The following is a 25,698-nucleotide window of genomic DNA, read 5'->3' as shown; positions in this document are numbered from 1 at the left end:
TGACCAGCGGAGAAGACGGGCCTGCGACACGCGGCCGCAGTGACGGGCTGCGGCGTCGAGGGTCCGACGAGCTGGTCCGGACGATGTCCGGGGGAGGAGCGGGGCCATGGCCGGAGCGCTGCGCAAGACGATGCTGTACCTGGGCCTGGCCGACGACCACGCCGAGAACGGTGAGTACCTCGACGAGTACGAGGGGACGGACGCGCCCATGGAGCACGAGGAGCACGAGGCCCAGGTCACGCCGTTCCGCCCGACCCGCGTCGCGGCCGTCGAGCACGCGGCCCCGGCGGCCGAGCTGCGTCGCATCACGACGATCCACCCGCGGTCCTACAACGACGCGCGCAAGATCGGCGAGGCGTTCCGCGAGGGCACCCCGGTGATCATGAACCTCACCGACATGGACGACGCGGACGCCAAGCGGCTCGTCGACTTCTCGGCCGGCCTCATCTTCGGGCTGCACGGAGCGATCGAGCGCGTGACCAACAAGGTCTTCCTGCTCTCGCCGGCGCACGTCGAGGTCTCGGGCGGCGAGGCGCCCGCGACCGGCAACGGTCGTCCGGGCTTCTACAACCAGAGCTGACGCGTGGCCCTCGTCCTGCAGCTGCTGACGTTCGTCGTCTTCGTCTTCTTCCTGTTCCTGCTCGTCCGGCTGATCCTGGACTGGGTCATGTTCTTCGCGCGCGAGTGGCGGCCCCGTGGGGCGGTGCTGGTGATCGCGGAGGCCACCTACACGGTGACGGATCCGCCGCTGCGTGCGCTGCGGCGGATCCTGCCGCCCGTGACCATCGGTCCGGTCCGCCTCGACCTGGCGTTCCTGGTGCTGTTCATCGGCTGCAGCTTCCTGCTGTCGCTGCTGCCCAGCATCGCCGCGCAGCTCTAGGTTCCCGCCAGACGCGTGACGTCTACCGTCGACGTCGGGCGTTGTCCGCTACGGTGGCCGAGGTGGGCGAGTGAGCGCCGACCGCAGCTATACCTACCCCGCACTACCCGAACGAGGTGACGACGATGGCACTGCTGACCGCAGACGACGTCCTGAACAAGAAGTTCCAGGCGACGAAGTTCCGTGAGGGATACGACCAGGACGAGGTCGACGACTTCCTCGACGAGGTGGTCAACACCCTGCGTGACCTCCAGGGCGAGAACGAGGACCTCAAGACCAAGCTCGCGGCGGCCGAGCGCCGCATCGCCGAGCTGAGCCGCGCCGGCGCCCAGCAGTCGGTGGCCGCGCCCGTCGCGCCGCCGAAGCCCGAGCCCGCTCCCGAGCCCGCCCCTGTCGTGGCGGCGCCCGCGCCCGTCCCCGCCGCCGTCTCGGCCGGCCCGGTGCGCACGAGCGAGCCCGAGTCCGCGACCGGCATGCTCCAGCTCGCGCAGAAGCTGCACGACGACTACGTCCGCAGCGGCCAGGAGGAGTCCGAGCGCCTCGTCGGCGAGGCGAAGAGCCAGGCGAACCGGATCGTCCGCGAGGCGGAGGAGACGTCGCAGCGCACGCTCGGCCAGCTCGAGCAGGAGCGGTCGCTCCTCGAGCGCAAGATCGACGAGCTGCGCGTGTTCGAGCGCGACTACCGGACGCGCCTCAAGAGCTACCTCGAGAACCTGCTCGGTGACCTCGACAACCGCGGCAACGCGCTCCCGCCGCGCTCGTCGGCGGCCCAGCCGGTCGGCGAGGGCCACAACCTGTAGTCCATCGTTCGCACTCGCCCGCACGAGCGGGCGACTCGCTGGCACGCGGACGGCAGCCGGGGTACTGCCGTCGTTCGCGCTGGTCAGCGCCACGACACGCCGGGTCTTCACCCGGCGTGTCGTGTTGTGCGGCGCCGTATGCACGTCTACAGTCACGTGACTTCACTGACAGGGGGCCCAGCCGTGGCGAACGACTCGCTCAGCACCGTCGTCGTTCCGGACGACGCCAAGGAGCTCGCGCGTCTCGCGAAGCTCTTCCCCGTCCGCGAGGGCGAGAAGCCGTGGACCGCGCGCGAGGTGCGCGACGTCGCCGACGAGCTCGCGTCCGACGTGGACCGGCTCTCGAGCGAGCTCGCGTCCGCGGACGCCGAGCTCTCGGACCTGCTGCGCAACTCGGGCGACGGCGCGGGCGACGACCAGGCCGACTCCGGCTCGTCGGCGCTCGAGCGCGAGCAGGAGCTCACGCTCGTGAACAACACGCGCGACATGCTCAGCCAGACGCAGCACGCGCTGGCCCGGATCAGCGCCGGCACGTTCGCGACCTGCGAGTCGTGCGGCAAGGCGATCGGCAAGGCACGCCTGCAGGCGTTCCCGCGCGCGACCCTGTGCGTCGAGTGCAAGCAGCGCGAAGAGCGTCGCTGACGGACCTCGGCGTCCCGCCGCGTGCCGCGACCGTAGACTCCTGCGGTGCCTTCCACCCTCCCCGACGGGGACGAGACGACCGACGTCGCCCCGGCGACGCCGACCGAGCCCACGACCGACCGGGCGGTGCCGACGAGCGACCCGCTGGACGCTGACGTGGCGGGCGACGCGGACGTCGCCGACGACGCCGGCGCCGAGCGCGCGGCGCACGGACGTCCCGCCGACGAGCGTCGCCGTCGGCGCCTGGTCGCGCTGCTCGTGTCCATCGCCGGGGGTGTCCTCGTCCTCGACCAGCTCAGCAAGGCCTGGGCGATCGCGACGCTCGACGGCGAGCGGCGCGAGCTGATCGGGGACCTGCTCGGTCTCCAGCTCGTGTTCAACCCCGGTGCGGCGCTCTCGATCGCGACCGGGATGACCTGGGTCCTCACGCTCGTCGCCGTGGCGGTCGTCGTGGTGCTCGTGCGGGTCGCTCGCCGGCTCGGGTCCACGACCTGGGCGGTCGCGCTCGGCCTGCTGCTCGGCGGCGCGCTCGGCAACCTCGTCGACCGGCTCGTGCGTGAGCCCGGGTTCGCGCGCGGGCACGTGATCGACTTCATCGCGTACGTGGACTGGTTCGTGGGCAACGTCGCGGACATCGCGATCGTCGTGGCCGCGGGTCTCGTCGTGCTGCTCGTCGCGCGCGGCGTGGGTGTCGACGGGACGCGCGACCACGATCTCGCGGACGATGCGGACGGCGAGTCCGACGGCGAGCCCGGTGCCGGGCACGCCGACGACGCGGACGCGGACGGCAGCGCTCGTGGCTGACGTGCGCAGCCTCCCGGTGCCGGACGGCCTCGCGGGAGAGCGGGTCGACGCGGGTCTGTCCCGACTGCTGGGCGTGTCCCGCACCCGCGCGGCCGAGATCGCCGAGGCGGGCGGCGTGCTGCTCGATGGCAAGCCCGTGGGCAAGTCGGACCGGCTGCCGGCCGGTGCGTGGCTCCAGGTCGAGATCCCGTCGGTGGCGTCGCCTGCGGTCGAGGTCGTGGCTGAGCCGGTGCCGGGCATGGGGATCGTGTACGACGACGACGACGTCGTGGTGATCGACAAGCCGGTGGGCGTGGCCGCCCACCCGTCACCGGGCTGGACGGGGCCGACCGTCGTCGGCGCGCTGGCCGCGGCGGGCTACCGGATCTCGACGTCGGGCGCCGCCGAGCGGCAGGGCGTCGTGCACCGGCTGGACGTCGGCACGAGCGGTCTCATGGTCGTCGCGAAGAGCGAGCACGCGTACACCGTGCTCAAGCGCGCGTTCAAGGAGCGCACGGTCGAGAAGGTCTACCACGCGCTCGTGCAGGGCCACCCCGAGCCGACGACGGGCACGATCGACGCGCCCATCGGGCGGCACCCCAGCCAGGACTGGAAGTTCGCCGTCACGGCGAGCGGCAAGCCGTCGGTCACGCACTACGAGCTGCTCGAGGCGTTCCCGGCGGCGTCGCTCGTCGAGGTGCACCTCGAGACGGGCCGCACGCACCAGATCCGCGTGCACTTCTCGGCGCTGCGGCACCCGTGCGTGGGCGATCTCACGTACGGCGCCGACCCGGCGCTCGCGCAGCGCGCGGGGCTCGAGCGGCAATGGCTGCACGCCGTCCGCCTGGGGTTCGAGCACCCCGGCACCGGGGAGTGGCTCGAGGTCGAGAGCGGGTACCCGCAGGACCTGCAGCACGCGCTCGACGTGATCTCCGCCGGCTACCGCTGAGCCTGGGCGGGACTGTCCCCGGGGCGACCTAGACTCGCTGCGTGGCAGCCGGATCAGCAGTGCAGGACTCGTCGTTCGTCCACCTCCACGTGCACACCGAGTACTCGATGCTCGACGGTGCCGCTCGGCTGTCGCCGCTGTTCGCCGAGGTCGGACGCCTCGGCCAGACCGCGATCGCCACCACGGACCACGGGTACCTGTTCGGGGCGTTCGACTTCTGGTCGAAGGCCACGTCCGCCGGCATCAAGCCGATCATCGGCATCGAGGCGTACGTCACCCCCGGCACGAGCCGGTTCGACCAGACGCGCGTGCGGTTCGGTCAGCAGGGCCAGGAGAGCGACGACGTCTCGGCCCGCGGCTCGTACACGCACATGACGCTGCTGGCCCGGAACAACGAGGGTCTGCTGAACCTGTTCCGGGCAAGCTCGCTCGCGTCGCTCGACGGCCAGATGGGCAAGTGGCCCCGCATGGACCGCGACCTGCTGCAGACGTACGGCAAGGGGCTGATCGCGACCACGGGGTGCCCGTCGGGCGAGGTGCAGACGCGTCTGCGCCTCGGGCAGTGGGACGAGGCGGTGCAGGCCGCGGGCGAGCTGCAGGACATCTTCGGCAAGGAGTACTTCTACGTCGAGCTGATGGACCACGGTCTCGACATCGAGACCCGCGTCTTCAAGGACCTGCTGCGGCTGGCCGAGACGATCGGCGCGCCGCTCGTGGCGACCAACGACCTGCACTACGTGCGGGAGGAGGACGCGTCCTCGCAGGAGGCGCTCCTGGCGATCAACTCGGGCTCGGCGCTCACCGAGCCCACCTACGAGCAGGGCGGCAACCGGTTCGCCTTCGAGGGTTCCGGCTACTACGTGAAGTCGGCGCAGGAGATGCGCCGCATCTGGGCCGAGCTGCCGGAGGCGTGCGACAACACGCTGCGCATCGCCGAGCAGTGCGAGGTGTCGTTCAACACCAAGGCCAACTACATGCCGAACTACCCCTGCCCGCCGGGGGAGGACGAGACGAGCTGGTTCGTCAAGGAGGTCGAGACCGGGCTGCACGAGCGGTACCCGGGCGGCATCCCCGACGACGTGCGCAAGCAGGCGGACTACGAGACCGGCGTCATCACGCAGATGGGCTTCCCGGGGTACTTCCTCGTGGTCGCCGACTTCATCAACTGGGCCAAGAACAACGGGATCCGCGTCGGCCCGGGCCGTGGCTCGGGCGCCGGGTCGATGGCCGCGTACGCGATGCGGATCACCGACCTCGACCCGCTGCGGCACGGACTGATCTTCGAGCGGTTCCTCAACCCGGACCGCGTCTCGATGCCCGACTTCGACGTCGACTTCGACGAGCGTCGGCGTGGCGAGGTCATCCGGTACGTGACCGAGAAGTACGGCGAGGACCGCGTCGCGCAGATCGTCACCTACGGCACCATCAAGGCCAAGCAGGCGCTCAAGGACTCCTCGCGGCTCCTGGGCTTCCCGTTCGCGATGGGGGAGAAGCTCACCAAGGCGATGCCGCCCGCGATCATGGGCAAGGACATCAGCCTCACGGGCATCTTCGATCCGGCCGACCCGCGGTACAACGAAGCCGAGGAGTTCCGCCAGGTCCACGCGGCGGACCCCGACGCGCAGCGCGTCGTCGAGCTCGCCAAGGGCATCGAGGGCCTGAAGCGGCAGTGGGGCGTGCACGCCGCCGGCGTGATCATGTCGAGCGACCCGCTCATCGACATCATCCCGATCATGCGCCGCCCGCAGGACGGCGCGGTCATCACGCAGTTCGACTACCCCACCTGTGAGGGCCTCGGCCTGATCAAGATGGACTTCCTCGGGCTGCGGAACCTGACGATCCTCGACGACGCGCTCGAGAACATCGAGATGAACGGCAAGGACCCGCTGGTCCTCGAGGAGCTCGAGCTCGACGACCCCGAGAGCTACCAGCTCCTGTCGCGCGGCGACACGCTCGGGGTGTTCCAGCTCGACGGCGGCCCGATGCGCTCGCTCCTGCGCCTGATGAAGCCGGACAACTTCGAGGACATCTCCGCGGTCCTGGCGCTGTACCGCCCCGGCCCGATGGGCGTGAACTCGCACACGAACTACGCGCTGCGCAAGAACGGGCAGCAGGAGATCACGCCGATCCATCCCGAGCTCGAGGAGCCGCTCTCGGAGATCCTGGGCTCGACGTACGGCCTGATCGTGTACCAGGAGCAGGTCATGGCCACGGCCCAGAAGGTCGCCGGCTTCACGCTCGGCCAGGCCGACGTGCTGCGGCGCGCCATGGGCAAGAAGAAGAAGTCGGAGCTCGACAAGCAGCAGGCCGACTTCTTCGGCGGGATGACCGAGCGCGGGTTCTCGAAGGCCGCGCAGCAGGCGTTGTGGAACGTCCTCGAGTCGTTCGCCGACTACGCGTTCAACAAGGCCCACACCGCGGCGTACGGCCTCGTCTCGTACTGGACGGCCTTCCTCAAGGCCCACTACCCGGGCGAGTACATGGCCGCGCTGCTCACGAGCGTGCGCGACGACAAGGACAAGTCGGCGCTGTACCTGGGCGAGTGCCGCCGCATGGGCATCACCGTGCTGCCGCCCGACGTGAACTCGTCGGCGGCGAACTTCACCGCGGTCGGGGTCGACATCCGGTTCGGCCTCACGGCGATCCGCAACGTCGGCGCGAACGTGGTCGACGCGATCGTGCGCACGCGTGAGGAGAAGGGCCCGTACGCGTCGTTCACCGACTTCCTGGACAAGGTGCCGGCGGTCGTGTGCAACAAGCGGACGATCGAGTCGCTCATCAAGGCCGGCGCGTTCGACTCGCTGGGCCACCCGCGCAAGGCGCTGCTGCTGATCCACGAGCAGGCCGTGGACGCGGTCATCGGCGTCAAGCGCAAGGAAGCCGAGGGCCAGTTCGACCTGTTCGCCGACGTGTTCGGCGGGGACGACGACCCCGGGTTCCAGATCGCGATCCCCGACCTGCCGGACTGGGACAAGAAGCAGCGCCTCGCGTTCGAGCGCGAGATGCTCGGCCTGTACGTCTCGGACCACCCGTTGTCCGGCCTCGAGCACGTGCTCGCGCAGGCGGCGGACGTCTCGATCGCGACGCTCAACGCCGACGAGCTGCGCCCCGACGGCTCGACGGTCGTGGTCGCCGGCCTCATCACGAGCCTGCAGCGCAAGATGTCCAAGCAGGGCAACGCGTGGGCCGCGGTCACGCTCGAGGACATGGAGGGCTCGGTCGAGGTCATGTTCTTCGGCGAGACCTACGTCGCCTACTCGACCGTGCTCGCCGAGGACGCGGTCGTCGTGCTCAAGGGCCGCGTGCGGCGCCGCGACGAGACCATGCAGCTGCAGGCCATGGAGGTCACGCTGCCGGACGTCAACGTCGCGGCCGACGCGCCCGTGGTCGTGACGCTGCCCGTCGCGCGGTGCACCGTGCCGGTGGTGGAGCGCCTCAAGGAGGTGCTCGGGACCCACCCCGGGGTCACCGAGGTGCACCTGAGGCTCACGCAGCCGGGGCGCGCCACGGTGATGCGTCTCGACGACGGCCTGCGCGTCACGCGCAACCCCTCGCTGTTCGGTGACCTCAAGGCGCTGCTCGGTCCCGGCTGCCTGAACGGCTGACCGCGCGCCGTCGTCGAGCGGTGCCTCAGCCGACGACGGCGCTCTCGACGCCCTGGGGGAGCGAGACCGCCACGACGTCGCCCCGCACGAGCTGGCGGCCACGACGGTCCTCGGGCTCGCCGTTGACGGTCACGGCGCCGTCGTCGAGCAGCGCGCGGGCGTCGGCGCCGGAGTCGGCGATCCCGGCGAGCTTGAGGAACTGACCCAGGCGGATCACGTCGTCGCGGATCGGGACCTCGGGCGCGGAGGGCGTGGGCATGTGCCCAGTGTCCCGCATGGCGGTAAAGGTCGGGGGCGACGCCCGGGCCGAGACCTAGACTCGGACCATGATCTCCCGCATCGACCTGCGTGGTCGCACGCTGTCCCGTCGTGAGCTCCTCGCCGAGCTGCCTCGCGCCGAGGTCGACGTGGAGCACGCGGGCGCGACGGTCGCCCCGATCCTCGAAGCGGTGCGCGAGCACGGTGCGGCGGCGCTGCGTGACCTCGCGGAGAAGTTCGACGGAGTGCGCCCCGAGCACCTGCGGGTGCCGGCCGAGGCGCTGCAGCGGGCCGTCTCGACGCTCGACCCCGCCGTGCGGGCCGCGCTCGAGGAGACGATCGCGCGCGTCCGCCGGGTGCACGCGGCGCAGCGCCCCGCCGACTTCACGGTCGAGCTCGCGCCCGGCGCGCAGGTGCGCCAGCGCTGGATCCCGGTGCGGCGCGTGGGGCTCTACGTCCCGGGCGGCCTGGCGGTGTACCCGTCGTCGGTGATCATGAACGTCGTCGCCGCCCAGGAGGCCGGAGTCGGGGCGCTCGCGGTCGCGAGCCCGCCCCAGAAGGACCGTGACGGGCTGCCCGACGCCACGGTGATGGCCACGTGCGCGCTGCTCGGGGTCGACGAGGTCTATGCGGTCGGCGGAGCCCAGGCCGTCGGGATGTTCGCCTACGGCGCGGCGGGTCAGACGGACGCGGACGGCGAGACGCTGTGCGAGCCGGTCGACGTCGTGACGGGCCCGGGCAACGTGTACGTCGCGGCGGCCAAGAGGCTCGTGCGCGGCGTCGTCGGGATCGACGCCGAGGCCGGGCCGACCGAGATCGCGATCCTCGCGGACGGCACCGCGGACCCCGTGCACGTCGCCGCCGACCTCATCAGCCAGGCCGAGCACGACCCGCTGGCCGCCTCGGTCCTGGTGACGCCGAGCGTCGAGCTCGCGGGCGCGGTCGAGGCCAAGCTCGTCGACCTGGTCGACTCGACGTTCCACCGGTCGCGCGTCGCGACGTCGCTGTCGGGGTCGCAGTCGGCGATCGTGCTGGTCGACGACCTCGACGCCGGCCTCGAGGTCGTCAACGCCTACGGCGCCGAGCACCTCGAGATCCAGACGGTCGACGCCGCCGCGCTCGCGCAGCGCGTCACGAGCGCCGGGGCGATCTTCGTCGGGGCGTTCTCCCCGGTGTCGCTCGGCGACTACATGGCGGGCTCGAACCACGTCCTGCCGACGGGCGGCTGCGCGCACTTCACGAGCGGACTGGGCGTGCACTCGTTCGTGCGCGCGGTGCAGGTGATCGAGTACGACGCCGACGCGCTCGCGACGGTCGCGGACCGGATCGTCGCGTTCGCGGACGCCGAGGGTCTGCCCGCGCACGGTGACGCCGTGCGGGCCCGGTTCTGAGCGCGTGGCCGTGGACGAGGGGGACGCCCGCGCGGGCGGGCTCCCTACAATCGCCGGCGTGACCGCCGACCTCGACACCACCCCGGAGGCGACCGTGACCGGCCCGACGAGCCTGCCCGTCCGGCCGGAGCTCGCGGGCCTCGAGCCGTACGGCGCCCCCCAGATCGACGTGCCCGTGGCGCTCAACGTCAACGAGAACCCGTATGCACCCTCGGAGCAGGTCGTCGCGGACGTCGCGGCCGCCGTGGCGGACGCCGCGCGTGGTCTGAACCGGTACCCGGACCGCGACTTCGAGGCGCTGCGTGCCGACCTGGCGGCGTACCTGCTGGCCGAGTCGGGCGTCGGGCTCGGGGCGGAGCAGCTCTGGGCCGCGAACGGCTCGAACGAGGTCATGCTGCACCTGCTGCAGGCGTTCGGCGGCCCGGGTCGCACCGCGCTGTCGTTCGCGCCGACGTACTCGATGTATCCCGAGTACGCGCGTGACACGAGCACCGCGTGGGTGGCGGGCAGGCGCGAGGAGGACTTCAGCCTCGACCCCGACGTCGCGCGCGCGACGATCGCGGAGCACGCGCCCTCGGTGGTGCTGCTCGCGAGCCCCAACAACCCGACGGGCACGGCTCTGCCGACCGCGACGATCCTCGCGGTGCTCGACGCGGCCGCGCAGGTCCCGGGCGGGTGCGTCGTGGTCGTCGACGAGGCGTACGGCGAGTTCCGGCGTCGCGGCACGCCGAGCGCGCTCGAGCTGCTGGCCGACCACCCGCACCTCGCGGTGAGCCGGACGATGTCCAAGGCGTTCGGCCTCGCGGGTGCGCGGGTCGGCTACCTCGCCGCGTCGCGCGAGCTCGTCGACACCCTGCGCGTCGTGCGCCTGCCGTACCACCTGTCGGCGGTCACGCAGGCGGTGGCCCGCGCCGCGCTCGCGCACTCCGCCGAGCTCATGGCGCAGGTCGGCGCGCTGCGCGACGAGCGGGACGCGCTCGTCGTCTGGCTGCGCGCGCGGGGCCTGCAGGTCGCGGACTCCGACGCGAACTTCGTGCTGTTCGGCCTCTTCGAGGACCGGCATGCGGTGTGGCAGGGTCTGCTGGACCGTGGCGTGCTCATCCGCGAGGTGGGTCCGCCCGGATGGCTGCGGGTGTCGGTCGGCACCCCGCGCGAGACGGAGGCGTTCAAGGACGCCCTGGTGGAGGTGGCAGGACTGTGAGCCGATCGACGAACGCGGCGCCGGGGGCGCGCACGGCGCGCATCGAGCGCACGACGAGCGAGTCGAGCGTCGTGGTCGAGGTGGACCTGGACGGCACCGGGAAGACGGACATCTCGACGACCGTCCCGTTCTACGACCACATGCTCACGGCCCTCGGCAAGCACTCGCTGATCGACCTGACGGTCAAGGCCACGGGTGACACGCACATCGACGCGCACCACACGGTCGAGGACGTCGCGATCTGCCTCGGTGAGGCGCTCAAGGAGGCCCTCGGCGACAAGCGGGGGATCTCGCGGTACGGCGACGCGCTCGTCCCGCTCGACGAGGCGCTCGCGCAGGCCGTGGTCGACGTGTCCGGCCGCCCGTACCTCGTGCACACGGGGGAGCCCGCCGGGCAGGAGTACCACCTCATCGGCGGGCACTTCACGGGTTCGCTGACCCGGCACGTGCTCGAGTCGATCGCGCACCACGCCGCGTTCTCGATCCACGTGCGCGTGCTCGAGGGCCGCGACCCGCACCACATCGTCGAGGCGCAGTTCAAGGCGCTGGCCCGGGCGCTGCGGTTCGCGGTCGAGCTCGACCCGCGCGTGGAGGGCATCCCGTCGACCAAGGGCGCGCTGTGAGCACCCCCGACGGCACGACCCCGGAGCGCCACGACGACGACCGCGACCTCACCGTCCCGGACGACCTCAGCGCCCTGACGGAGGCGGACGGGGCGGGCGACGTCGTCGTCCCCGACGACCTGTCCGGCCTGCTCGACGGCGCGGCCGAGACCCCGAGCATCGCGCTCGTCGTCACGCAGGTCGCCGCGCCCGAGCCGCTCGCGGCGGCCTGCGCGATCGCGAACGTCGAGGTCGACGCCGTGCCGACGTCTGTCGGCGCCGTCGCCGTCCTGCGCGACCCGGCGGCCGCGGAGGCGGGAGCCGCCGCGATCTCGCAGCTCCTGCGCCAGCTCCCGGTCGTCCTGCTGACCCGGCGCGAGGGGCAGATCGCCGCGGTCCGCTGGGTCAACGGCCGGCACGACGACGACCTGCCCGCGGGCCTCGTGCTCGCGGACGCTCCCGCCGTGCTCGAGGACCTGCTCCTGGGGTCGGCGGACGTCGCGGACGTGCCGGGCGTCGTCACGAGCGTGGGCATGTCCCGCTGGCAGGCGATGCGCGCGCTCGCGCGCGGCCGCAAGCGCTGACGGAGCACCTCGAGCGTCGTCGTCCCCTGCGCCTCGACCGAGGCCGGGCAGGACGCGGGAGCTAATCGATTCCGCGCACGCGCGCCTGACGTGGCGGTGCTTGTCTCGACTGGCTCGAGGTTCGAGCCGTCCGCCGCGCCCGACGACGTCGTCGGGCGCCGGAACCCCCGGGGCGGACGTCGACACGTCAGGGAGCGTCATGAGTCGCCATCACCGTCTCTGGGCCTTGCCGTTCGCGCTGAGCCTGCTGCTCGGCCTGGTCGCCATCGCCACCGCGCAGTCCGCAGCCGCGGACACCGAGATCTGCGCCCAGTACGGCAGCACGACGATCGCCGGCGGCCGCTACGTCGTCGCGAACAACCGCTGGGGCACGTCCGAGACGCAGTGCATCTCGGTGAACGACAGGGGCTTTCGCGTGACCCGCGCCGACGGCCAGAGCTCGACGAGTGGGGCGCCGAAGTCCTACCCGTCGGTCTACGCGGGCTGCCACTACGGGAACTGCTCGAGCAGCGACGTGATCGGCCCGAACGGCGTGCAGGTCTCCGACCCGCGGTTCGCCACCATCCAGACGAGCGTCTCGATGACGTACCCGTCGAGCGGGACGTACGACGCGGCGTACGACATCTGGTTCCACAAGTCACGGCCGAGCGCCACGACGCAGCAGAACGACGGCGCGGAGCTGATGATCTGGCTCAACCGGGCCGGCCCGATCCAGCCGATCGGCTCGCGGGTCGCCACCGTCAACCTCGCGGGCAGCACCTGGGACGTCTGGTTCGGCAACACCGGCTGGAACGTCGTGTCCTACGTCCGCACGTCGGCCACGGGGTCGCTGAGCTTCGCGGTCAAGGCCTTCTTCGACGACATGGTCGCGCGCGGCTACGGGTCCACGTCCTGGTACCTCACGAGCGTGCAGGCGGGCTTCGAGCCGTGGATCGGTGGTACGGGCCTCGCCGTGACCGACTTCTCGGTGACGGCCGGGTCGCAGCCGACTCAGCAGCCCACGAGCCAGCCGACCCAGCAGCCCACGCAGCAGCCGACGACGAACCCGTCGGGCACGTGCTCGGCCACGTACCGGCTCACGGGCTCGTGGGCCGGCGGCTTCCAGGCGGACGTGACGGTGAAGGCCGGTTCGCGGGCGCTCAACGGGTGGGTCGTGCGCGGCACGCTGCCGTCAGGCGTCTCGCTCTCGAACGTGTGGAACGGCCGCTCGACCACGTCGGGCACGAGCCTCGTCGTCGCGAACGAGGCGTACAACGGGTCGCTCGGTGCGGGCGCCTCGACGAGCTTCGGCTTCGTCGGGACCGGCAGCGCGCCGAGCTCGCTCGCGCTGAGCTGCGGCTGACGACGACCCCGACCGAGGGTGCGCCCGGGCACTGCGGCCGCACCCTCGGCCGGGCGTCCGGGGTGTCTCGCGCAGTGGTGACCGCGTCGGACGAGTCCTGCCGCCCGGGTAGCCTGGCGCGGTGTCCACCCCCCGTGTCGTCGTCCTCGACTACGGCTTCGGCAACGTCCGATCCGCGGTCCGGGCGCTCGAGCGCGTCGGTGCGCAGGTCGAGCTCACCGCGGACAAGACCGCCGCGGCGCAGGCCGACGGCCTCGTCGTCCCGGGCGTCGGAGCCTTCGCCGCGGTCATGGCCGGCCTGCGCGGCGTCGGCGGCGACCAGGTGGTCGACCGGCGGCTGGCCGGCGGCCGCCCCGTGCTCGGCATCTGCGTCGGCATGCAGGTCATGTTCGCCGAGGGGGTCGAGCACGGTCAGCAGACCGAGGGGCTGGGGGAGTGGCCCGGCGTCGTCGACCGGCTCGAGGCGGACGTCGTGCCGCACATGGGCTGGGCGACCGTCGAGGCGCCCCCGGAGTCCGTGCTGTTCGCCGGCCTGCACGACGAGCGCTTCTACTTCGTGCACTCGTACGCCGCCCGCTCGTTCCCGCTGCACGACTCGCCGGCCGAGCACCTGACGCCGCCGCTCGTGACCTGGGCCGAGCACGGGGACCGGTTCGTCGCCGCGGTCGAGAACGGCCCGCTGTGCGCGACCCAGTTCCACCCCGAGAAGTCCGGCGACGCCGGTGCGCAGCTGTTGCGCAACTGGCTCGACTCGCTGCGCTGAACCCCGCGATCCTGGAGGACCGAGAAGCATGACCGACCCCCGCCTCGAGCTGCTGCCTGCCGTCGACGTGGCGGACGGCCAGGCCGTCCGACTCGTGCAGGGGGAGGCCGGATCGGAGACCTCCTACGGAGACCCGTTGGCGGCCGCGCTCGACTGGCACGCCGGCGGCGCCGAGTGGATCCACCTGGTCGACCTCGACGCGGCCTTCGGTCGCGGCTCGAACGCACCGCTGCTCGCCGAGGTCACGGCCGAGCTCGCGGGCAAGGGCGTGAAGGTCGAGCTCTCGGGCGGGATCCGCGACGACGAGTCGCTCGAGCGGGCGCTCGCGACGGGCGCCACGCGCGTCAACCTCGGGACCGCCGCGCTCGAGGACCCGCAGTGGACCGCCCGGGTGATCGGCTCGCACGGCGCGCAGATCGCGGTGGGCCTGGACGTGCGCGGCACGACGCTCGCGGCACGCGGCTGGACGCAGGAGGGTGGCGACCTCTGGGAGGTCCTCGCACGGCTCGAGGACGCGGGCTGCGCGCGGTACGTGGTGACCGACGTGACCAAGGACGGCACGCTGCGCGGCCCGAACGTCCAGCTGCTGCGCGACGTGTGCGCCCGGACCGACGCGCCCGTGGTCGCGTCGGGGGGCATCTCGAGCCTCGACGACCTGCGGGTGCTGCGCACGCTCGTCGGCGACGGCGTCGAGGGTGCGATCGTCGGCAAGGCGCTGTACGCCGGGGCGTTCACGCTCCCCGAGGCGCTCGACGTCGCGGGTCGCCCCGCGCAGGCCTGAGGCGTGGCCGGGCGCGAGCTGCCGCCGTCGTCGCCGTTCGCGGCCGACGACGGCTCGGCCGACCCCGCCGTGAGCGCGGCCCTCGCCGCGTTCGGGCGCGGAGAGGGCTCGCTCGCCGGTGTCGTGGACGCGCTCGCGGGGACGAGGGTGCTCGTGCCGGTGCTCGCCGAGCTCGAGGTCGCGGGTGAGGTGGTGCACGACGGGCACACCCACACCGTGGACAAGGAGGCCTCGGCGGGGATCGTCGCGCTGCAGGCGCCCGACGGCCGCCGGGCGCTCCCGGTGTTCTCCTCGGTCGCGACGATGACGGCCTGGCGCCGCGACGCGCGTCCCGTGCCGACCGACGTCGCGCGCGCCGCACTGTCCGCGGTCCAGGAAGGCTGGGAGGTCGTCGTCGTCGACGCGGGCGGACCGGTCACCGCGCTGCTGCCCCGACCCGCGGTGTGGTCGCTCGCGAAGCAGGAGACGTGGACGCCCGCGGTGCGCGACGGCGCGGTCGAGCCCGCCGTCGCGGCCGCGGTCGCGAGCGCGCTCGCTCCTGTGAGTGCCGTGGTGCGGGTGGACGTCGAGCCCGGGCGCCGCGCCGAGCTCGCCGTGGTCGTGACGCTCGTCGACGGGCTGGACCGCGGGAGGCTCGACGGGGCCGTGGCGCACATCAACGCGGCACTCGCCGCTGACGACGTGGTCGCCGAGCGCGTCGACTCGCTCGAGCTCCGCCTGCGCCGCGCGTCCTGATCACCGCGGCCGCCGGGCGCGGGTGTGCCGGTGGGTGCGTGCTGGCCGGTCTGGTCGCTGATCGGCGTGTGCTGGGCGGTGGTCAGCGCTCGGCGAACGCGATCGCGGCCTTCGCCAGCGCGCCCGCGACGGCCTTGACGGCGAGCGCCGCGCCGAGCGAGGCGACCGCGGTCACCGCCACGAGCTGCCCGCCGAGGATCACGCGGTTGAGGTCGAGCGCGGGCCGCCAGTGCACGCCGTCGGCGTCGATGACGTAGACACCCACGGCCTTGACCCGCGCGCCGTACCCGCCCCCGCCGCCGTGCCCGCCTCCGTACCCGCCGTGACCCACCGACGTCGACCCCGCTGTGGACGTGCCGTGCTCGGCGTCGGTGGGGTCCGTGTCGCCGGGGGCCGTGTCGGCCGAGCCGGAGTCGGCCGCCGTGGGCGCCGGCTCGACGTCCTCCTCGTCGTCCCACGTCCGCTCGCCCGACGCGCGCGACCACACGGCGCGCGCGTGACGCGCCCACGCCGCGGCGGTCGGGCCGGCCTGCGGCAGGCTGCCGCCGCCCTCGCCGTCGCCCACGCCCAGGCCCGTCGCGGCCCAGATCCGGGCGACGGGGATCACGGTCACTCCGTCGCGCTCGTACGCCTCGCCGAACACGCGCCGCACGCTGAACGTCTCGTTCGCGGCCGAGCTCATCGAGGCCGGGTCGAAGCGGGGAACACGGGTCATGGCAGCCTCCTGGTCGGTCGTCCTTCGATCATGGACGCCGCGGGCCGTGCGGTCCAGGGGTGTCCCGGAGGGCTCGGCCGCTCAGCCGGAGCACGTCGGGGCGGCGGAGACCTGCGTCTCGTCGTCGAGCATCGCGCGCAACGTGCTCACGGGCACGACGAAGCTCGCCCCGTCCTTGCCCTTGGCGTACACGACCCCCACCACCCGCCCGTCGGCGTCGAGCACCGGCGAGCCCGACGAGCCGAGGTCGACCTGCGCGTCGGTGACGAGCACCTCGCCGAGGTTCTCGTGCAGCGGGTCGGTGGTCGCACCGATCACGGTCCCCGAGGTCATCGCCAGCCGGCTGCCTCGGGGGTACCCGACGACCGTCACCGACGAGCCGGGCATCGGGTCGAGCGGCGCCAGCCCCGCGTACGCCGGGAGGGCCTCGACGGTCCGGACGAACGCGAGGTCGGCGAGCGCCGCGGTGCTCGCGGCCCGCGCGCGCACGTCCCTGCCGTCGTACGTGCTGATCTCGAGTGCCGCGGAGTCGGCCACGACGTGGCGGTTCGTGACCAGGGTGTGGTCGTCGATCGCGAAGCCCGACCCGGTCGACAGCGACCCGCACCCGACGTTCCGGATCCGCACCGCCATGCGCTGCGCGGCGTCGAATCCGTCGGGGGACAGCGCGCCGGCCGAGGACGCGACGTCGTCGCGTGACGAGGCGACGTCGAGCGACGTAGGTACAGGCTCCGGCCGCGGCGGGAGGCTGCCGCACCCGGCCAGGGCGACCACGCACAGGCCGGTCGCGAGACCGACGAGCAGGTGTGTGCCCCGGCGGGCGTTCACTGGTCGAGCTCGCGCTGCAGCTGCTCGTTCGCCTCGGTGGCCTGACCGCACAGCGCGTCGACGTCGTCGCGGAACTTCACGAGCTCCTCCGGCGCGTAGGAGTCCGCGTCGTCCATGTAGCCGATCAGCTGGCCCTGGGCTGCGATGCACGTCGCGAGCGCGGTGGCGACCTTGCCCGCGGCCTGCGAGACGCGTGCCTGGTAGTCGACGAGCTGCTGCTGCGCCGCCGAGTCGTCGCCGAGCTGGGCCTTCTCGTCGGCGAGCTCGGTGATCCGCTCCTGCGCGGTGGCGAGCTGGGCGCGTGTGTCGTCGAGGGTGCGTTGCGCGTCGGCCAGGTCCCCGCGGGTGCGGTCGAGCTCGACCGCGGTGCCGCGCGCGAGGTCCTCCCAGTCTGCGCTGGACGCACGCCACTCGTCGGTCGTGCGCCACAGGTACGCGATCAGCGGACCGGCGATGACGAGCGAGACGACGAGCAGCACCGCCAGCACGGGCACCGTGCGCGACCGTCGGCGCGGAGGTTCGCCGGGGGACAGAGCAGGTCCCTCGGTCCGGGACTGCTCGGTCCCGGACTGCTCGGTCCCTGACTGGTCGAGGCCAGCGGGCTCGTCGGACCCGGGAAGGTCGTCCTGTCCGGGACGCTGGCCGGAACCGGCGTGCTCGCCGGCCCCGGTGCGCTCGTCGCGCGCCACCCGCTCCTGCGACCCTGCGCGGGCGTCCGACGCCGCACGGTCGTCCAACGCTGCTCGTTCGTCCGACGCTGCTCGTGCGTCCGACCCTGCGTGCGGGTCCGAGGCGGCGAGCTCGTCGGTGCCCGCGACGTCGTCGTGGAGGGGGTCGAGGTGCGGCGCGTGATCCGCGCGCGCCGCCCAGCCCGGGGTGCCCTTCGGGCGACCACCAGGGGCGGGGGTGTCCAGCGGCGGCACCCGCACAGGATAGGCGGGCGGGTCAAGGTATGCGCGCGAGCGGGAGACAATGGTGGGATGACTCGCTCGTCCTACGCGGCACTGCTGCACCTGCCGTCGGTCGCGCGGCTCTACGTGGTCGCCTTCGTGTGCCGGATCCCCGCCGCGATGATCGGCGTCGTCCTGACGCTGCACGTGGTGACGGAGCTCGACCGTGGGTACGCGCAGGCGGGCGTGGTCGCGGGCGCCTCGACCATCGGCGTGGCGATCGGTGCTCCGTGGCGCGGTCGGCTCGTCGACCGGTTCGGGCTGCGACGCGCCATCGCGCCGTCGATCGTGGTCGAGTCGGTCGTGTGGGTGCTCGCGCCCCACCTCGACTACCACGCGCTCGTGGTCGCGGCCTTCGTCGCAGGGCTCTTCCTGGTGCCCGTGTTCTCGGTCGCGCGCCAGTCGCTGTCGGTGATGGTGCCGCTCGCGCAGCAGCGCACCGCGTTCGCGCTCGACTCCGTGCTCGTCGAGCTCACGTTCATGCTCGCGCCCGTGGTCGGCGTCCTGCTGGCGACACAGGTCTCCACGACGGCGGCGCTCACCGTCGTCGGGTGCGCGACCGTCGGCGGCGGCGCCCTCCTGATGTGGGCGAACCCTCCGACGCGCTCGCACCGCCCGCACGGCGCGGCGCAGTCGCCCGACGGTCGACCGGTCCGCAAGCAGCGCGTCTTCGGGGCAGACCTCGTCGTGCTGCTCATCGCGGCCGCCGCGGCGTCGTTCGTGCTCATCGGGACCGACGTGTCGCTCGTCGCGTCGCTGAACGACGCGGGCCGGCCCGGGGACGTCGGCTGGATGATCGCGCTCTGGGCGGGCGGCTCGGTCGTCGGCGGCCTGGTGCACGGTGCGCGGACCAGCTCGCCGCCGCCGCTCGTGCTCGCGGGCGTGCTCGGCCTCGCGGTCGTGCCCGCCGCGTTCGCCCCCATGCCCGTGTGGCTCGCGCTCGCGGTGTTCGTCTCGGGGCTCCCGTGCGCGCCGACGCTCGCCTCGATCAACGCGACGCTCGTCCGGCTCGCGCCCGAGGAGCGCCGCGGTGAGGTGATGGGGTGGTCGGGCACGATGTCGACCGTCGGCACGGCCCTGGGCGCGCCGCTGTGCGGGTGGGTCATCGACCGCACGAGCCCCGGCGCCGGCTTCCTGACCGCCGGGCTGGTGGGCGGTGGGGTCGCGGTCGTCGGGCTCGTCGTCCAGCGCGCCGTGCGACGACGTCGTGCCGTCGCGGGTTCGGCCGCCGTGCAGGACGCGCCGACGGGCGACGTGCTCGTCGACGCGGAGGTCAGCTCACCGGGCCGGTGAACTTCTCGCCCGGGCCCTCGCCGGGGGCGTCCGGGTACGGGGAGGCCTCGCGGAACGCGAGCTGCAGCGACCGCAACCCGTCGCGCAGGGAGCGCGCGTGCTGGTTCCCGATCTCGGGGGCGGCGGCGGTCACGAGCGCGGCGAGCGCGGTGATGAGCTTGCGGGCCTCGTCGAGGTCCAGGTACTGCTCGCCGTCCTCCTCGGAGAGCCCGCACTTGACGGCCGCGGCGCTCATGAGGTGCACGGCCGCGGTCACGATCACCTCGACGGCGGCCACGTCCGCGATGTCCCGCGTGGCGTCGCGGGTCGCGTCGTGCTGCCGGTCGGCCTGGTCGAGGGGCTGGTCGCTCATGCGCCCATCCTTCCATCGAGCGCCGGGCGGGCCGAACCTCGCACGGTGGTGTCGCTCTCGTCGTGCCGCACCGACCGCAAGGACCCGACGACGGAAGGGACGCGACGACCCTCGCACCCGCGTGGGCGCGAGGGTCGTCGAGCAGTCCGGTGCGACGCGTGAGGCTCAGGCCACCGGGAGGGCGGAGGTCGCCGGGGTGCCGGTCTCCACGGGCGCACCGACGAGGTTGGCGCGCAGCGCCGCGCCGAGCCCGGCGTCGACGTTCGCCCAGTACTGGACGGCCCGCTCGCGGATCGCGTCGCTCTTCACACCGCCGACGTGCCCGGTGATCGTCTCGAGGAAGCGCGCACGTGCCGCGTCGTCGAACACCTCCCGGTAGAGCGTGCCGGCCTGGCCCCAGTCGTCGTCCTGTGCGTGCAGCGCGGCCGCCGTGCGGGTCAGCTCGCCGTCGGACTCCCAGCTGCCGTCCGTCGCGCGGGCCGGGTCCGCGGCGGGGCCGCCGACCGAGTTCGGGGCGTAGACGGGCGTCTGCGCGGACGCGAAGGCATACCGCGCCGCGCCGTCCTTCGAGTACGAGTGCACGGGCGACGTCGGCGCGTTGACCGGGAGCTGCGCGTGGTTGGTCCCGACGCGGTACCGGTGGGCGTCCGCGTAGGAGAAGATCCGCGCGAGCAGCATCTTGTCGGGGCTCGCCGCGATGCCGGGCACGAAGTTGCTCGGCGCGAACGTCGCCTGCTCGATCTGCGCGAAGTAGTTGTTCGGGTTGCGGTTGAGCTCCATCTCGCCGACCTCGATGAGCGGGTAGTCCGAGTGCGGCCACACCTTCGTGAGGTCGAACGGGTTGAAGCGGTACGTCTTCGCGTCCTCGTACGGCATCACCTGGACCGACAGCGTCCAGCGCGGGAAGTCGCCGGCCTCGATGTGCTCGTACAGGTCGCGGATGTGGACGTCCGCGTCCGAGCCCGCGAGCTGCGAGGCCTCGTCGGCCGTGAGGTTGTCGATGCCCTGCTGCGTCTTGAAGTGGTACTTGACCCAGAACCGCTCACCCGCGGCGTTGATCCACTGGTACGTGTGCGAGCCGAAGCCGTCCATGTGCCGCCACGACGACGGCAGGCCACGGTCGCCCATGAGCCACGTGACCTGGTGCGCGCTCTCGGGGGACAGCGACCAGAAGTCCCACTGCATGTCGTTGTCGCGCAGGTGCGAGCCGGGCAGGCGCTTCTGCGAGTGGATGAAGTCGGGGAACTTGATCCCGTCACGGATGAAGAACACCGGGGTGTTGTTGCCGACGAGGTCGTAGTTGCCCTCGGACGTGTAGAACTTCAGCGCGAACCCGCGCGGGTCGCGCCACGTGTCGGGGGAGCCGAGCTCGCCCGCGACCGACGAGAAGCGCGCGAGCAGATCGGTCTGCGCACCCGGCTGGAACAGCGCGGCCCGCGTGTACGCGGACACGTCGTGCGTGACCCGCAGCGTGCCGAACGCGCCGCCACCCTTGGCGTGCACGACGCGCTCGGGGACCCGCTCGCGGTTGAACTGCGCGAGCTTCTCGACGAGGTAGTGGTCGTGCAGGACGATCGGGCCGTCGGAGCCGACCGACAGCGCGTGCGCGTCGGAGGCGACCGGCGCGCCGGAGTTCGTCGTGGTGGCGGGCACGTGAGACATGGATGTCCTCTCGAAGGGCGGGTGTGACAGATCGGCACGCCGGCGTCGCCGGCGTGAGCAGGGGGTGCGCAGGGCATGCGCAGCGTGAGGAGCGGCCTAGGGCACGGGCTGCGCGGCGTCCTCGGCGGGTGCGTCGGTCGAGGCGCTGCACGCGGGGCACAGTCCCCAGAACGTGACCTCGGCGGTCTCGACGGCGAAGCCCGAGGACGTGCTGGGCTCGAGGCACGGCGCGTGCCCGACGGTGCAGTCCACGTCCTCGACCGCGCCGCACGAGCGGCACACCACGTGGTGGTGGTTGTCGCCGACCCGGCGCTCGTAGCGCGCGGGGTGGCCGGCAGGCTCGATCCGACGCAGGATCCCGGCCTGCGTGAGCGCGGCGAGCACGTCGTAGATCGCCTGCACGGAGACCGACGGCATCCGCATGCGGACGCCGCGCAGGACCGCGTCGGCGTCGGCGTGCGGGGAGGCGGTCAGGGCCGCGAGCACCGCCAGCCGGGGGGCGGTCACTCGCAGGCCGCGACTGCGCAGCAGCTCGTCGTCGTCCATGGCCTCAGCCCATCACAAAAACTGGAACCATTCAAGAATTGGAACGACTCGGGTGTGTCCGGCGGGCGTGTCGGGCGGACCGAGGGACCCGGGCGGTCGGGTGGCCCGGCCCGGGTCTGGTAGTCTCGTGCACCGACTGACCTGTGCTGTGCCCGTGCGAGCGAGACTCGAACGGTCGTGGTGCGGGTGCACAAGTGGAGAACTCTCCCACCTGGGTCCCGACCGACCGGCTTGCCGGCGACGGGGACCGGGTCTCGGTCTGTACGGCGGTGGCTGTCGTCGTGCGTGGCTCCTCGCCGCGCATCGCAGCGTGCCGTCGGCGCACGCGCGTCGTGCGACGGACCGTGTGAGGCCTCCTCCTGTGCCCAGGGACGGAGGCCTTCTTCGTTCCCGGAGGTCCGTCACGACGAACCCAGAGGAGCACCCATCAGCGAGCCCCGCATCAACGATCGGATCCGCGTCGCCGAGGTCCGCCTGGTCGGCCCTGCCGGCGAGCAGGTCGGCATCGTCCGCGTGGAAGACGCACTGCGCCTGGCCCAGGACGCTGACCTCGACCTGGTCGAGGTCGCCCCCGAGGCGCGCCCGCCCGTGGTCAAGATCATGGACTACGGGAAGTACAAGTACGAAGCGGACATGAAGGCGCGTGAGGCCCGGCGCAACCAGGCCAACACCGTGCTCAAGGAGATCCGGTTCCGGCTCAAGATCGACCCGCACGACTACGCCACCAAGAAGGGCCACGTCGAGCGGTTCCTCAAGGCCGGCGACAAGGTCAAGGTCATGATCATGTTCCGCGGTCGTGAGCAGTCGCGCCCCGAGATGGGCTTCCGCCTGCTGCAGCGCCTGGCCGCCGACGTGGCCGAGCTCGGCTTCGTCGAGAGCTCGCCCAAGCAGGACGGGCGCAACATGATCATGGTGATCGGCCCGAACAAGAAGAAGGCCGAGCAGCGCCAGGAGCAGCGTCGTCAGGCGCAGGCCGCCGCGGCGCGCGAGGCCAACGCGAAGGCCGCCGACGAGCAGCGCGCTGCCGCGGCTGAGCCGGTCGCGGCCGAGCCGGTCGCCGAGACCGCTGCGGTCGAGATGCCCGAGACTGCTGCGACCGAGGCCGCTGCGACCGAGACTGCTGCGACCGAGGCTGCTGTGGCCGAGACTGCTGCGACCGAGGCTGCTGTGGCCGAGACGGCTGTGGCAGAGACGGTCGCCGAGCCCGCGGTCGAGGAGCCGGTCGCCGAGGCCCCCACCGCGGCGGTCAAGCCTGCGGCCGCGCCTCGTCCGGCGGCTGCGCCGAAGGCCGCGGCACCGCGACCCTCGGCTGCCAAGGCTGCAGCGGCCAAGCCCGAGGCAGCGGCCAAGCCCGTGGCGGCACCCAAGCCGGTGTCCGCCCCGAAGCCGGTCGCGACGCCCAAGCCGAGCGCTGCGGCGGCCAAGCCCGCCGCGCCGCGCCCGGCCCCCCGGCCCAAGCCGCGCACCACCGACTGACATCACGACGGCCGGGACGCCCGACGGTCCGGCCGACACGACGAGTCGCACGAACCCGTGCGATGCGAACGACAAGGAGACACGGCAGCCATGCCGAAGAACAAGACGCACTCCGGTGCCAAGAAGCGCTTCCGCGTGACGGGGACGGGCAAGCTCATGCGCGAGCAGGCCAACGGTCGCCACCTGCTGGAGCACAAGTCGAGCCGCCGCACCCGCCGCATCGCCGGTGACGTGGTCGTCTCCGCTGCCGACACCCCCAAGATCAAGAAGCTGCTCGGCAAGTGACTCGCCCGGGCGCCACCGGCGCCCGGGGTCACTACCGGCCCTGACCAAGCAAGGAGCATCACGTGGCACGCGTGAAGCGGGCAGTCAACGCCCAGAAGAAGCGTCGTTCGACCCTCGAGCGGGCCAGCGGTTACCGCGGCCAGCGCTCGCGCCTGTACCGCAAGGCGAAGGAGCAGGTCACCCACTCCCTCGTCTACTCGTACCGCGACCGCAAGGCGCGCAAGTCCGACTTCCGCAAGCTGTGGATCCAGCGCATCAACGCTGCGGCCCGCGCGGAGGGCATCACCTACAACCGCCTCATCCAGGGCCTCAAGCTCGCGGGCATCGAGGTGGACCGTCGCGTCCTCGCGGACCTCGCGGTCAACGACGTGGCGGCGTTCAACACGCTCGTCAAGGCGGCCAAGGACGCGCTCCCGGCCGACGTCAACGCCCCCAAGGCGGCCTGACGCAGCACCTCCTGCAACGCCCCCGCGGACCCTGGTCCGACGGGGGCGTTGCTGCCTCCACTGCGCGCCGACATGCCGACGGGCGCGAGGCGCAGTCCGGCTCGCCGCCCGCCGGCTCGACGAACCGAGGGCCGGTACCCGCGATGATGGGTCCGTGACGGCAACGGATGTCCTGACCAACCCGCGCAGCGAGCGCGTGAAGGCCGTGCGCGCCCTCGCGGGGCGCGCCGTGCGCGAACGCCAGGGGCGGTTCGTCGTGGAAGGCCCCCAGTCGGTGCGGGAGGCCGTGGCGGGCTCCCGCACGCGCGTGCGGGACCTCTACCTGACGGCGGCAGCGGCGGCACGCTACGACGAGATCGTTGTGGCGGCCGCCGCGCACGGCGTGCGCACGACGATCGGCGACGACGACGTGCTCGCGGCCATGAGCCCGGACGCGCAGGGCGTCGTCGCGGTGGCGGACCTGCTCGGCGGTGGGCTGCAGGGCGTGCTCGACGAGCGCCCGCGCCTCGTGAGCGTGCTGGCGCGCGTGCGCGACCCCGGGAACGCGGGGACGGTGATCCGCGCGTCGGACGCCGCGGGGGCGGGCGGGGTCGTGCTGACGACCGAGAGCGTCGACGTGCACAACCCCAAGGTCGTGCGGTCGACCGCCGGCTCGCTGTTCCACCTGCCCGTGGCATACGACGTCGCACTGGCGACCGCCGTGCAGGCGATGCGGGCCGCAGGGATGACCGTGCTCGCCGCCGACGGCACGGGCGAGCACGACATCGACGACCTGCTCGACGTCGCGGGTCACGCACCCGCCGGCGTGCCGGACCTGGCCGCCCCGACCGCCTGGGTGTTCGGCAACGAGGCCTGGGGCCTGCCGGACGCGGACCGCGCGCTGGCCGACGCGGTCGTGCGGGTGCCGTTGCACGGGCGAGCGGAGTCGCTCAACCTCGCGACCGCCGCGACCGTCTGCCTGTACGCGAGCGCTCGGGCGCAGCGCTCGCCGAGGGGGTGACCGTGCGGCTGTTCACGGCGGTCTGGCCGAGCGAGCAGGTCCTCGACCACCTCGATCTGACGCTCGCGAGCGTGCGCGGCGGCCCGGCCGGTCGGTCGGCGGACGTGCGCTGGTCGGCGCGCGAGACGTGGCACCTGACCACCGCGTTCTACGGCGAGGTGGCCGACGGCGTGGTGCCGACGCTCGTGGAGACGCTCGCCGAGGCGGGTGCGGACCTCCCGCCGTACGACCTCGCGCTGCGCGGCGCGGGCGTGTTCGCGCACCGCACGCTGTGGGTCGGGGCGACTGGAGGGCTCGCCGAGCACCGTGCGGTGACGCGCGAGTGCCGCGACGCGGCGACCGACCTGGGCGTGCACGACGACGGACGTGCGCGCGAGCGGCCCCACCTGACGATCGGGCGGTCGCGCCCCGGCAGCGGGCCACCACGTCGTCGCTCGTCGCGTCCCCGGGACTCCAGTCGCCTGGACGACGACCCCCTGGCGGGCCTCGTGCGCGCCCTCGCGGTCTACGAGGGGCCGACCTGGACGGTCGAGGAGGTGCTGCTCGTCGAGTCGACCCCGGGCGCGGGGCGGGGCGGTGGCCCGCTGTACCGCACCGTCGAGCGGTTCGCGCTCGAGGGCTGAGCGAACCGTCCGCGCGGGTCCGGGACGTCCGACGCGCTGGTCGGGGTCGCGCCGGGCGTGCGATGCTGTGCGCGTGAGCTCTCGACGCGCGGCGGCTGGTCGCCGATTTCCGCGGCCCGTTCCCGGGCCGCGCTGACGCGCACGTGAGCTGAGCCGCGCAGGCTCGTCGTCCTCGGCACGCCGTGGGCGCCCCGCGTGGTGGACCT

General features: G+C 73.0%; 28 protein-coding genes. 21 read left to right on the top strand and 7 right to left on the bottom strand.

The genetic code is table 11. From position 1 onward, the window contains the following. The first annotated feature begins 106 nt into the window (after positions 1-106). The 7 genes from CGE01nite_RS06025 to dnaE all read left to right on the top strand — a co-directional run bounded on the left by CGE01nite_RS06025 (position 107) and on the right by dnaE (position 7,659). A complete protein-coding gene (locus tag CGE01nite_RS06025; RefSeq protein ID WP_048342863.1) occupies positions 107-580 on the top strand; it encodes a cell division protein SepF in 474 nt (157 codons plus the stop codon). 3 nt (positions 581-583) lie between these two features. Further along, on the top strand, positions 584-880 hold the full coding sequence (locus tag CGE01nite_RS06020) for a YggT family protein (protein WP_048342864.1): 297 nt from the start codon (positions 584-586) through the stop codon (positions 878-880). Positions 881-1,005: 125 nt separating this feature from the next. After that, the gene (locus tag CGE01nite_RS06015; RefSeq protein ID WP_048342886.1) at positions 1,006-1,680 is read left to right on the top strand and encodes a DivIVA domain-containing protein; all 675 of its coding nucleotides are present in this window, start codon (positions 1,006-1,008) and stop codon (positions 1,678-1,680) included. A 183-nt stretch (positions 1,681-1,863) separates the two neighbouring features. Continuing rightward, complete coding sequence (locus CGE01nite_RS06010) at positions 1,864-2,322, top strand: TraR/DksA family transcriptional regulator (protein ID WP_048342865.1); 459 nt, start codon at positions 1,864-1,866, stop codon at positions 2,320-2,322. Positions 2,323-2,367: 45 nt separating this feature from the next. Continuing rightward, positions 2,368-3,126, top strand: coding sequence for a signal peptidase II (locus CGE01nite_RS06005; protein ID WP_371857571.1), 759 nt, complete (start codon positions 2,368-2,370; stop codon positions 3,124-3,126). Then, entirely contained in the window at positions 3,119-4,054 is a 936-nt protein-coding gene (locus CGE01nite_RS06000; protein ID WP_048342888.1) for an RluA family pseudouridine synthase, read from the top strand. The genes CGE01nite_RS06005 and CGE01nite_RS06000 overlap by 8 nt, the downstream gene beginning before the upstream one ends. A gap of 41 nt (positions 4,055-4,095) precedes the next feature. Then, positions 4,096-7,659: a DNA polymerase III subunit alpha gene (gene dnaE, locus CGE01nite_RS05995; protein WP_141369602.1), complete on the top strand. Its 3,564-nt coding sequence runs from the start codon at positions 4,096-4,098 to the stop codon at positions 7,657-7,659. Between the two features lie 25 nt (positions 7,660-7,684). Here dnaE and CGE01nite_RS05990 read toward each other — a convergent pair whose 3' ends face one another. Continuing rightward, positions 7,685-7,918 (bottom strand): RNA-binding S4 domain-containing protein, encoded by a 234-nt coding sequence (locus CGE01nite_RS05990; protein WP_048342867.1) that lies wholly within the window; start codon positions 7,916-7,918, stop codon positions 7,685-7,687. Between the two features lie 67 nt (positions 7,919-7,985). Between CGE01nite_RS05990 and hisD the strand changes: the two genes are divergently transcribed. The 8 genes from hisD to CGE01nite_RS05950 all read left to right on the top strand — a co-directional run bounded on the left by hisD (position 7,986) and on the right by CGE01nite_RS05950 (position 15,316). Beyond that, a complete protein-coding gene (gene hisD, locus CGE01nite_RS05985; protein ID WP_048342868.1) occupies positions 7,986-9,308 on the top strand; it encodes a histidinol dehydrogenase in 1,323 nt (440 codons plus the stop codon). Positions 9,309-9,366: 58 nt separating this feature from the next. Continuing rightward, the gene (locus tag CGE01nite_RS05980; protein WP_229747434.1) at positions 9,367-10,509 is read left to right on the top strand and encodes a histidinol-phosphate transaminase; all 1,143 of its coding nucleotides are present in this window, start codon (positions 9,367-9,369) and stop codon (positions 10,507-10,509) included. Next, complete coding sequence (gene hisB, locus CGE01nite_RS05975) at positions 10,506-11,132, top strand: imidazoleglycerol-phosphate dehydratase HisB (protein ID WP_048342869.1); 627 nt, start codon at positions 10,506-10,508, stop codon at positions 11,130-11,132. Before CGE01nite_RS05980 ends, hisB begins: the two co-directional genes overlap by 4 nt. Continuing rightward, on the top strand, positions 11,129-11,695 hold the full coding sequence (locus CGE01nite_RS05970; RefSeq protein ID WP_229747433.1) for a hypothetical protein: 567 nt from the start codon (positions 11,129-11,131) through the stop codon (positions 11,693-11,695). Before hisB ends, CGE01nite_RS05970 begins: the two co-directional genes overlap by 4 nt. 199 nt (positions 11,696-11,894) lie before the next feature. Next, on the top strand, positions 11,895-13,037 hold the full coding sequence (locus CGE01nite_RS17275; RefSeq protein ID WP_141369598.1) for a GH12 family glycosyl hydrolase domain-containing protein: 1,143 nt from the start codon (positions 11,895-11,897) through the stop codon (positions 13,035-13,037). 121 nt (positions 13,038-13,158) lie between these two features. Continuing rightward, complete coding sequence (gene hisH / locus CGE01nite_RS05960; RefSeq protein ID WP_048342871.1) at positions 13,159-13,800, top strand: imidazole glycerol phosphate synthase subunit HisH; 642 nt, start codon at positions 13,159-13,161, stop codon at positions 13,798-13,800. Positions 13,801-13,828: 28 nt separating this feature from the next. Further along, entirely contained in the window at positions 13,829-14,581 is a 753-nt protein-coding gene (gene priA, locus CGE01nite_RS05955) for a bifunctional 1-(5-phosphoribosyl)-5-((5-phosphoribosylamino)methylideneamino)imidazole-4-carboxamide isomerase/phosphoribosylanthranilate isomerase PriA (RefSeq protein ID WP_048342872.1), read from the top strand. Positions 14,582-14,584: 3 nt separating this feature from the next. Next, entirely contained in the window at positions 14,585-15,316 is a 732-nt protein-coding gene (locus CGE01nite_RS05950; protein WP_048342873.1) for an SseB family protein, read from the top strand. An 82-nt stretch (positions 15,317-15,398) separates the two neighbouring features. Here the strand turns inward: CGE01nite_RS05950 and CGE01nite_RS17270 are convergent, their stop codons facing one another. The 3 genes from CGE01nite_RS17270 to CGE01nite_RS17265 form a co-directional block, all read right to left on the bottom strand. Further along, positions 15,399-16,031, bottom strand: a complete 633-nt coding sequence (locus CGE01nite_RS17270) for a hypothetical protein (protein WP_229747432.1) — start codon at positions 16,029-16,031, stop codon at positions 15,399-15,401. A gap of 81 nt (positions 16,032-16,112) precedes the next feature. Then, on the bottom strand, positions 16,113-16,859 hold the full coding sequence (locus CGE01nite_RS05940) for a S1 family peptidase (RefSeq protein WP_082156331.1): 747 nt from the start codon (positions 16,857-16,859) through the stop codon (positions 16,113-16,115). Then, positions 16,856-17,782: a hypothetical protein gene (locus CGE01nite_RS17265; protein WP_229747431.1), complete on the bottom strand. Its 927-nt coding sequence runs from the start codon at positions 17,780-17,782 to the stop codon at positions 16,856-16,858. Before CGE01nite_RS17265 ends, CGE01nite_RS05940 begins: the two co-directional genes overlap by 4 nt. A 57-nt stretch (positions 17,783-17,839) precedes the next feature. Between CGE01nite_RS17265 and CGE01nite_RS05930 the strand changes: the two genes are divergently transcribed. Beyond that, positions 17,840-19,102, top strand: a complete 1,263-nt coding sequence (locus CGE01nite_RS05930; protein WP_141369596.1) for an MFS transporter — start codon at positions 17,840-17,842, stop codon at positions 19,100-19,102. Here CGE01nite_RS05930 and CGE01nite_RS05925 read toward each other — a convergent pair. The 3 genes from CGE01nite_RS05925 to CGE01nite_RS05915 form a co-directional block, all read right to left on the bottom strand. Continuing rightward, a complete protein-coding gene (locus CGE01nite_RS05925) occupies positions 19,083-19,454 on the bottom strand; it encodes a DUF1844 domain-containing protein (protein WP_141369594.1) in 372 nt (123 codons plus the stop codon). The two genes, CGE01nite_RS05930 and CGE01nite_RS05925, sit on opposite strands and share 20 nt — an antisense overlap. A 165-nt stretch (positions 19,455-19,619) precedes the next feature. Further along, positions 19,620-21,116: a catalase gene (locus tag CGE01nite_RS05920; RefSeq protein ID WP_141369592.1), complete on the bottom strand. Its 1,497-nt coding sequence runs from the start codon at positions 21,114-21,116 to the stop codon at positions 19,620-19,622. A gap of 96 nt (positions 21,117-21,212) precedes the next feature. Then, complete coding sequence (locus CGE01nite_RS05915) at positions 21,213-21,662, bottom strand: Fur family transcriptional regulator (protein WP_048342878.1); 450 nt, start codon at positions 21,660-21,662, stop codon at positions 21,213-21,215. A 426-nt stretch (positions 21,663-22,088) separates the two neighbouring features. On the opposite strand from CGE01nite_RS05915, the gene infC reads away from it, so the two are divergent. The 5 genes from infC (at position 22,089) to thpR (ending at position 25,492) form a co-directional block, all read left to right on the top strand. Continuing rightward, on the top strand, positions 22,089-23,138 hold the full coding sequence (gene infC / locus CGE01nite_RS05910) for a translation initiation factor IF-3 (RefSeq protein WP_141369670.1): 1,050 nt from the start codon (positions 22,089-22,091) through the stop codon (positions 23,136-23,138). Positions 23,139-23,228: 90 nt separating this feature from the next. After that, complete coding sequence (gene rpmI / locus CGE01nite_RS05905) at positions 23,229-23,423, top strand: 50S ribosomal protein L35 (RefSeq protein WP_048342880.1); 195 nt, start codon at positions 23,229-23,231, stop codon at positions 23,421-23,423. A gap of 62 nt (positions 23,424-23,485) precedes the next feature. Further along, complete coding sequence (gene rplT, locus CGE01nite_RS05900; protein ID WP_048342881.1) at positions 23,486-23,869, top strand: 50S ribosomal protein L20; 384 nt, start codon at positions 23,486-23,488, stop codon at positions 23,867-23,869. 154 nt (positions 23,870-24,023) lie between these two features. Next, on the top strand, positions 24,024-24,869 hold the full coding sequence (locus CGE01nite_RS05895) for a TrmH family RNA methyltransferase (RefSeq protein WP_229747430.1): 846 nt from the start codon (positions 24,024-24,026) through the stop codon (positions 24,867-24,869). A gap of 2 nt (positions 24,870-24,871) precedes the next feature. Continuing rightward, positions 24,872-25,492 carry an RNA 2',3'-cyclic phosphodiesterase gene (gene thpR / locus CGE01nite_RS05890; protein WP_141369590.1) on the top strand — a complete coding sequence of 207 codons (621 nt, stop codon included), beginning with the start codon at positions 24,872-24,874 and terminating at the stop codon, positions 25,490-25,492. Positions 25,493-25,698: the final 206 nt, after the last annotated feature.

Origin of the sequence: Cellulomonas gelida, from assembly GCF_006538725.1 — a bacterium.
Taxonomy (GTDB): Bacteria; Actinomycetota; Actinomycetes; order Actinomycetales; family Cellulomonadaceae; genus Cellulomonas; species Cellulomonas gelida.
Note: the sequence above shows the minus strand (reverse complement) of the source record. Positions and strands in the feature narration are given on the sequence as shown.